The sequence below is a fragment of the Anaerotruncus sp. 1XD42-93 genome, from assembly GCF_009917605.1.
Classification (GTDB): domain Bacteria; phylum Bacillota; class Clostridia; order Oscillospirales; family Ruminococcaceae; genus Anaerotruncus.
In genome coordinates this window covers 1-6,423 of record NZ_QZEG01000089.1, presented here as the reverse complement: position 1 = coordinate 6,423, position 6,423 = coordinate 1, and the positions used below count along the sequence as shown (strand labels likewise).

Genomic DNA, 6,423 nt, shown 5'->3' with positions numbered 1-6,423 from the left:
CGGCAAGATGGACTTCTCCACCAATAAAGCCGCCCTCCGGTTCGCCCGCGTCATTCTGGAAAAGTATAACAGCCAGCAGCGCGGCGGGCGCAAGCTGCCCTACCGCTTCAAGGGCTGATGGGAAAACGTACATAGGAGCCGCAGACTACCCCGTCTGCGGCCCTTTTCATTCATAGAGGAGGAGCAAACCATGACGATGCAGGACACAGCAAACAACCAGCCCGATACTGCACTGGTCGATATTCGTGACATATCCGTGGATCAGAGCCTGCCCAGGGAAGAACGGGTGGCAGAATTTCTCCGCCAGATTAAGAACCCCTGCCATTTCAAGTGCGGCAAATTTACTGTCCGCGCGCAGTTTGCGGAAAACGGCGTATCTTTGGAGGACTGCCTGAAACAAGTTTTGATTTAGCACTTTAACGTGTTGACTTCCCCGCCTGCCTGTGCTATACTGACAGTGGAAAAAGAATTGCATCAGGTAAATCCGAATCACTCTTTGATTTATGGGGAAAGTCCGTAAATTTCAAAGGAGTGATTTTTTTATGGCAAAATACGATGCAACGGCATACCTGCGGCTTTCCTATACGGCTGACCAGAGCGAGGAAAGCGACAGCATTACCAACCAGAAAAAACTGGTGGAGGACTTTGTAGCCGCCCACCCTGACATTACGCTGGTAAACGAGCGAGTGGACGACGGTTACAGCGGCGTTCTGTTCGACCGGCCCGCATTTCAGGAAATGATGCAGGACATCACCCAGGGAACCATTAACTGCGTGATTGTCAAAGACCTGTCCCGCCTGGGGCGTGAATACATCGAAACCGGGCGTTACCTGCGCCAGATTTTCCCCGCCTACGGGGTACGGTTTATCGCAATCAATGACGGCATTGACACCGCCAATGAACATAACGGCGATGATTTGAACATTTCCCTGAAAAATCTTCTCAACGACACCTATTGTCGTGACATTTCGGTGAAAACGCGCAGCGCTTTACTGAGCAAGCGCAAAAACGGGGAATATGTGGGAGCCTGCCCGGTGTACGGCTACCGGAAAGACCAGGAAAACAAAAACCAGCTTGTAATTGACGAGGACACGGCGCGGGTTGTGCGGGACATTTTCCGTCGCCGCATTGACGGGGCCAGCGCCAAACGGATCGCGGACGAACTGAACCGGCTGGGCATTCCCTCCCCGCTGGCCTATAAAATCAGCCGGGGCCTGCCACATCCAAAAAAGGGCTATGCGGACAGCCAGAAAGCAAAATGGTCGGCCCATGCCATCCTGCGTATCTTGCAGGACGAAACCTATACTGGCGTCCTGCTGCAAGGCAAACAAAGCACTCATAACCACAAAATCAAGGACATCATTGAAAAGCCTGCCGAAGAATGGATACGCACCGAAAACGCCCATGCCCCGATTATCCGCAAGCAGGACTTTGAACTGGTGCAGAAAATCATGGGGCTGGACACCCGGACAGCGCCGGACGGGGATGCGGTTTATCTGTTTTCCGGCATCTTAATCTGTCGCTCCTGCGGCGGACGTATGACGCGAAAAACCAATACCGTCAAGGGTAAAAAGTATATTTATTATCACTGTCCCACCGGAAAAAAGCACGGCTGCGAACACCCTACCATGTTGCGGGAGGATGAACTGACCGCCTGCGTCCTGGAAAGCCTGCAGGCCCATATCCGCAACGTGGTATCGCTGGAAAAGCTGTTGGACAGCATCAGTGAGGAACAGATCAATCAGGAACTGATTGCCGGTTTCAAATCGCAGATTGCGGAAAATGAGGTACAGCTTGAAAAGGCTATGCAGTTTAAAGCGGCTTTGTATGAAAACTTCGTCAGCGGCTTTCTTGACAAAAAGGAATACCGCGACCTGAAAAACCAGTATACCGCACAGATAGAACAGCGGCGGGAAGCCATTGAAAGCCTGCGGAAAGAAATGGAGCAGGCCAGCGCCAACACCAATGACCGGCTGCGCTGGACACAGCATTTCAAGGAGTTTTCCACCATGACATCCCTGGACAGACGGGCCGTTATCACCCTGATCCAGTGTATCCATGTGGAGGGCAAGAACAATCTGAAAATCACATTCCGTTACCAGCTTGAATACCAGCAGGCAAAGGCAAGGCTGGAAACCACAAAGGAGGCGGTTTAATATGGCAAGGAAAAGCAGGAAAAACCCCATTGTGCAGGAAAAGCCCGCCCATGTGGGGATGAAAGTCTGGAAAGCGGCCCTCTATATCCGTTTGTCCGTGGAATTTAACGGCAGGCGCGGCGATTCGCTGGAAACCCAGCAGCAGATCATGGAAGCCTATCTTGCCCTGTGCCCGGATATTGAAATCGTGGCGGTTTACACCGACAACGGCACAACGGGGCGCACCTTTGAGCGCGAAGCCTTTCAGCGGATGCTGGACGATGTGGAGCGCGGCAGAATCAACTGCGTGGTCGTCAAAGACCTTTCCCGGCTGGGGCGGAACGCGATTGACAGCGGCTACTATATCGAAAAGTATTTCCCGCTGCATCAGGTTCGGTTTATTGCAGTCAACGACCAGTTTGACAGCGAAAACAAGGAAAACAGCGGCAGCCATCTGATTGTGCCCCTGAAAAATATGATAAATGAAGCTTATGCCGCCGACATCAGCAAAAAGGTAAAAGCCCAGCAGCGGCAGGCGATGCAGGACGGGGAGTTTGTGGGGGCGCGTCCGCCCTTTGGCTATAAAAAAGCGCCGGATAACTGCCACAAGCTGCTTGTCAATGAAGATACCGCGCCCATCGTCCGGCAGATTTTCCAGTGGACGGTTGACGGCATATCGCTCAATGAGGTGGTAAAACGGCTCAATCAAAGCGGCTATCCTACGCCCGGTCACTATCTGGCTCAAACCGGCCTGATTACCAATAAGCGGCTCATGGGCAGCGGAAAATGGCAGACATGGACAGTTTCCAAGATTTTAGCGGATGAAGTCTACATGGGCGATATGGTGCAGGGGAAATCGAAAACGGTCGGCCACAAGCAGGTTCCCACTGACCGCTCTGAATGGATTGTCGTGCGGGGAACCCATGAACCGCTGATTGCCCGCGAACTGTACGAAAGGGTGCAGGCTGTCCGGGAACATGCGGCTGCAAAGCAGGGGACGGAAAAAATCCCCTACACGGAGAACATTCTCCGGGGACGTATTTTCTGTGGCTGCTGCGGGAAGAACCTGCACCGGCAGAGGTCACGGGGGATATACTCCTACCGCTGTATTGCCAATGACCGGATGGGCGTTCAGTATTGTCCGGGTGGTGTTACCCATCTGCCGGAAAAAAGGCTGTTTGACGCGCTTTTAGCCATTATCCGCAAACACGCCGAGGTTGTGGTGGGAACCCACGCAAAGCTGAAACATCAGGATTACAAAATCACTGCGAAAAAGGCGGAAATGACCGCCGAAATCTCTAAGTTACAGCAGGAAACGGAACGCAACCGGGTATTCTTAACCAGCCTGTATGAGAACTTCGTTACCGGCATCCTGACCGGCACAGAGTATCACGAAATGAAAGCCGACTATACACAGAAAATCGAAACGGCAGTCCTGCGTGTGCAGCAGCTTCAAAGTAAGCAGAAAGCGCTGGAAAATCAAATGGAACGCTATACGGATATAGCCAAACGGCTGGCGGCAGTCAGCGAAGATACCGCCTTATCCGCCCTGCTGGTAAACCAGTTGATTGACTGCGTTACCGTCAACAGCGCAGAGGACATTCATGTGAAATTCAAATTTGAGAGCGGCTTTGAGCGGCTGATGGAGGTGCTGGAAGATGTATAAACCCTATGTGATTGGCCTTTATATCCGGCTTTCCTCCGAGGACAGCAAGGTGGGGAGTTTCAGCATTGAGAACCAGAAGCGGGCGCTTCACCAGTACGCCGATGCGATGGAGGATGCCGCCCATGCGGAGGTATTGGAATTTGTAGACAACGGTTACAGCGGGACAAACTTTGAACGGCCCGCCGTGCAGGAACTTCTGGACAAGGTACGCGAGGGCGCGGTCAACTGCATCATCGTCAAGGACTTTACCCGTTTTGGGCGCAACAGCATTGAGGTCGGATATTTTATGGAGCGCGTCTTTCCGCTGTATGGGGTACGGTTTATTTCCCTGAATGACGGCTTTGACAGCGATACGCTGCATGGCGACACGGGCGGTATCAATGTGGCGTTTCAGTACCTGATCAGCGAATTTTACAGCCGTGACCTCTCCATCAAGTACAAAACCGCCAAGTATGTGAAATTCCGGCGGGGAGAATACCAGAGCGTGTTATGTCCCTACGGTTACCAGAAAGGCACGGACGGGCGCATGGAGCCGGATGAGGAAACAGCCCCCAATGTCCGGCTTATCTTTGAACTGGCAGGGCGCGGCTGTACTTCCAGCGAAATCATTCAGGAACTGTACGAGCGCAAAATCCCCACACCAGGCGAATACAAAGCATCCAAGGGAAGAAAGATTCACGATATTTCCAGAACCCATCAGATTTGGCAGAGATCGACCATTCGGAACATCTTGCTGGATGAACGCTACATTGGCACTTATGTCATGGGCAGGAAACAGGTGGTCGAGGTGGGGAGCAGCCGGGTACGGAACCGTGATGAAAGCGAATGGTTCAGGATTCCCGACCACCATCCGGCTATTATCAGCAAAGAGCTGTTCCAGCGGGTGCAGGAATTAAAGCCGAAAAAACGCTGCATAAAGAAAAACGTACATCTGTACCCCCTGCGCGGCAAGGTCTTTTGCGGCTGCTGCGGACACGCAATGCCGCGCAATCCAAGTAAAAGACATTTCTTTGTCTGCAAGCATACAGAGGTGGATCAGTCTGCTGCCTGCCACGGCCTGCGGATTGCTGAAAAGGACTTGGAAGCAATCCTCTATGAGATTATTTCCAGGCAGGCGCAGGTGATTTTGAACGTGGAGAACCTTTCAAATGCCAGCCTGCTGGATACTAAGATTGCAACGCATACGGAATACAGCCAGCGCGTAGAAAGCTGTCTTGACCGGAAACGGGTGCTATATGAGCAGGCTTTACTGAAAGAGATTACCCTGGAGGACTACAAGGCACAGAAAGCCGATGTGGATGCGGAACTGGAACGGCTGCGGCAAGTCCAGGGCGCACTCTCCGCTGAAATCGCCCAAGCGAAAATGGACGCAAAAACAAAAAACGCCAGACTGGAACTGGCGCAGGAAATTTCAGCCGCCAGCGGATTAAATACCGCCCTGGCTGACGCACTGATTGAACGTGTGGATATTCACCCCGGAAATCAGGTTGATATTGTCTGGAAAATGAAAGACTTCTGTACAGAGGGAATGTGATGGGGCGCAAAAATCGGCCTTAAAAACTCTGGAATTTCTTAAAAAACTTTTTGTCTTGTGCTTGACATACGGGTGGCGGAACATATGCGGGGTCACATGGCTGGATACACCAATCCGCTTCAAATATTTATTGATAATCCGTCTGACCGATTGCGGAGAGAGGGGACGCCCCTTTTGGTTGAACAGGATAGCGCCCTGATTTTGTATCTCCTTTGAAAATTCATTGTCATAAATTTTAGTAAGATGAACCAGTTCAGGTGTCGTGATTTGTATGATCCGCTCCTTTCTGCCCTTCCCATTTACCAAAAGCCGAAGTCCGCTATCAGTCAACAGGAACGTTTCCTTGGATAATGCACATAATTCTGATACCCTAAGCCCTGTACTAAACAGAAGCTCCAAAACGACTATATCACGCAACACCCATCGGCTCCCTGGCCTATAATTGTCATAGGCGCTTTGTAAAAGGTCATGCACGATCTGGCTGGGAATGATGCGCGGCAGTTGTCTCGGGGAATGAATCCGAATCTGGAGCCTGTCAAAAGGATTTTCCTCAAGTTCCCCTTTCACCTTCATCTCATGATAAAAAGCCCGGATGCTTGCCAATTTTCGTTTCACCGAACGCGGGGCGAACTGCTGATTCAGATATTTGATATACTGACCCAACATATCCTGGTCTGCCCAAACGCCCCCTGTAAAGACCCAAAACTGCTGTAAATCAATGCGATAGGCTTTTATGGTATTCGGTGACAATCGTTTCTCAGCTTTTCCTGTTTCAAGATAATCCATGATCTGCGATAATAGCTGCTGCATAATCTGGTCCTCCGCTTTCTAAAAAATTTATTTTCATTATGGCTGTTCTTAACTGCCATGTCTACAATTGGAGGATATGAAAACATCCATCTTTTGCTAAATATGGTCTCTCTTCCGCATTGCGCCAAATAAAAACTTCTTGAATACACTCTGTTTCTACCAAATAAGGTATTGCAGTTTGTCAAAAAATCCTGTAAACTATAGACTAGATAATCAGAAATTATCGGCTGATCTGGTTATGAAAGATAAAAAGAGGGAGTTTAGGAGAAAAAGATGAG

Annotated in this window: 5 protein-coding genes; 4 read left to right on the top strand and 1 reads right to left on the bottom strand. The window is 50.7% G+C overall.

All coding sequences use genetic code 11. The features are described 5' to 3' along the window. The first annotated feature begins 196 nt into the window (after window positions 1-196). From D5269_RS16445 to D5269_RS16430, 4 genes are all read left to right on the top strand, one after another. Window positions 197-412 carry a DUF6870 family protein gene (locus tag D5269_RS16445; protein WP_120487007.1) on the top strand — a complete coding sequence of 72 codons (216 nt, stop codon included), beginning with the start codon at window positions 197-199 and terminating at the stop codon, window positions 410-412. 130 nt (window positions 413-542) lie between these two features. Further along, entirely contained in the window at window positions 543-2,156 is a 1,614-nt protein-coding gene (locus tag D5269_RS16440; RefSeq protein ID WP_120487006.1) for a recombinase family protein, read from the top strand. 1 nt (window position 2,157) lies between these two features. Then, window positions 2,158-3,801, top strand: a complete 1,644-nt coding sequence (locus D5269_RS16435; protein ID WP_120487005.1) for a recombinase family protein — start codon at window positions 2,158-2,160, stop codon at window positions 3,799-3,801. Next, the gene (locus D5269_RS16430) at window positions 3,794-5,335 is read left to right on the top strand and encodes a recombinase family protein (RefSeq protein WP_120487004.1); all 1,542 of its coding nucleotides are present in this window, start codon (window positions 3,794-3,796) and stop codon (window positions 5,333-5,335) included. The genes D5269_RS16435 and D5269_RS16430 overlap by 8 nt, the downstream gene beginning before the upstream one ends. Here D5269_RS16430 and D5269_RS16425 read toward each other — a convergent pair. Next, window positions 5,228-6,145 (bottom strand): tyrosine-type recombinase/integrase, encoded by a 918-nt coding sequence (locus D5269_RS16425; RefSeq protein WP_120487003.1) that lies wholly within the window; start codon window positions 6,143-6,145, stop codon window positions 5,228-5,230. The two genes, D5269_RS16430 and D5269_RS16425, sit on opposite strands and share 108 nt — an antisense overlap. Window positions 6,146-6,423: the final 278 nt, after the last annotated feature.

What these genes read in the sequence shown, in the direction of transcription:
- D5269_RS16445 (WP_120487007.1), top strand. Translation starts at nt 197, where the DNA reads ATGCAGGACACAGCAAACAACCAGCCCGATACTGCACTGGTCGATATT.
- D5269_RS16440 (WP_120487006.1), top strand. Translation starts at nt 543, where the DNA reads ATGGCAAAATACGATGCAACGGCATACCTGCGGCTTTCCTATACGGCT.
- D5269_RS16435 (WP_120487005.1), top strand. Translation starts at nt 2,158, where the DNA reads ATGGCAAGGAAAAGCAGGAAAAACCCCATTGTGCAGGAAAAGCCCGCC.
- D5269_RS16430 (WP_120487004.1), top strand. Translation starts at nt 3,794, where the DNA reads ATGTATAAACCCTATGTGATTGGCCTTTATATCCGGCTTTCCTCCGAG.
- D5269_RS16425 (WP_120487003.1), bottom strand. Translation starts at nt 6,145, where the DNA reads ATGCAGCAGCTATTATCGCAGATCATGGATTATCTTGAAACAGGAAAA.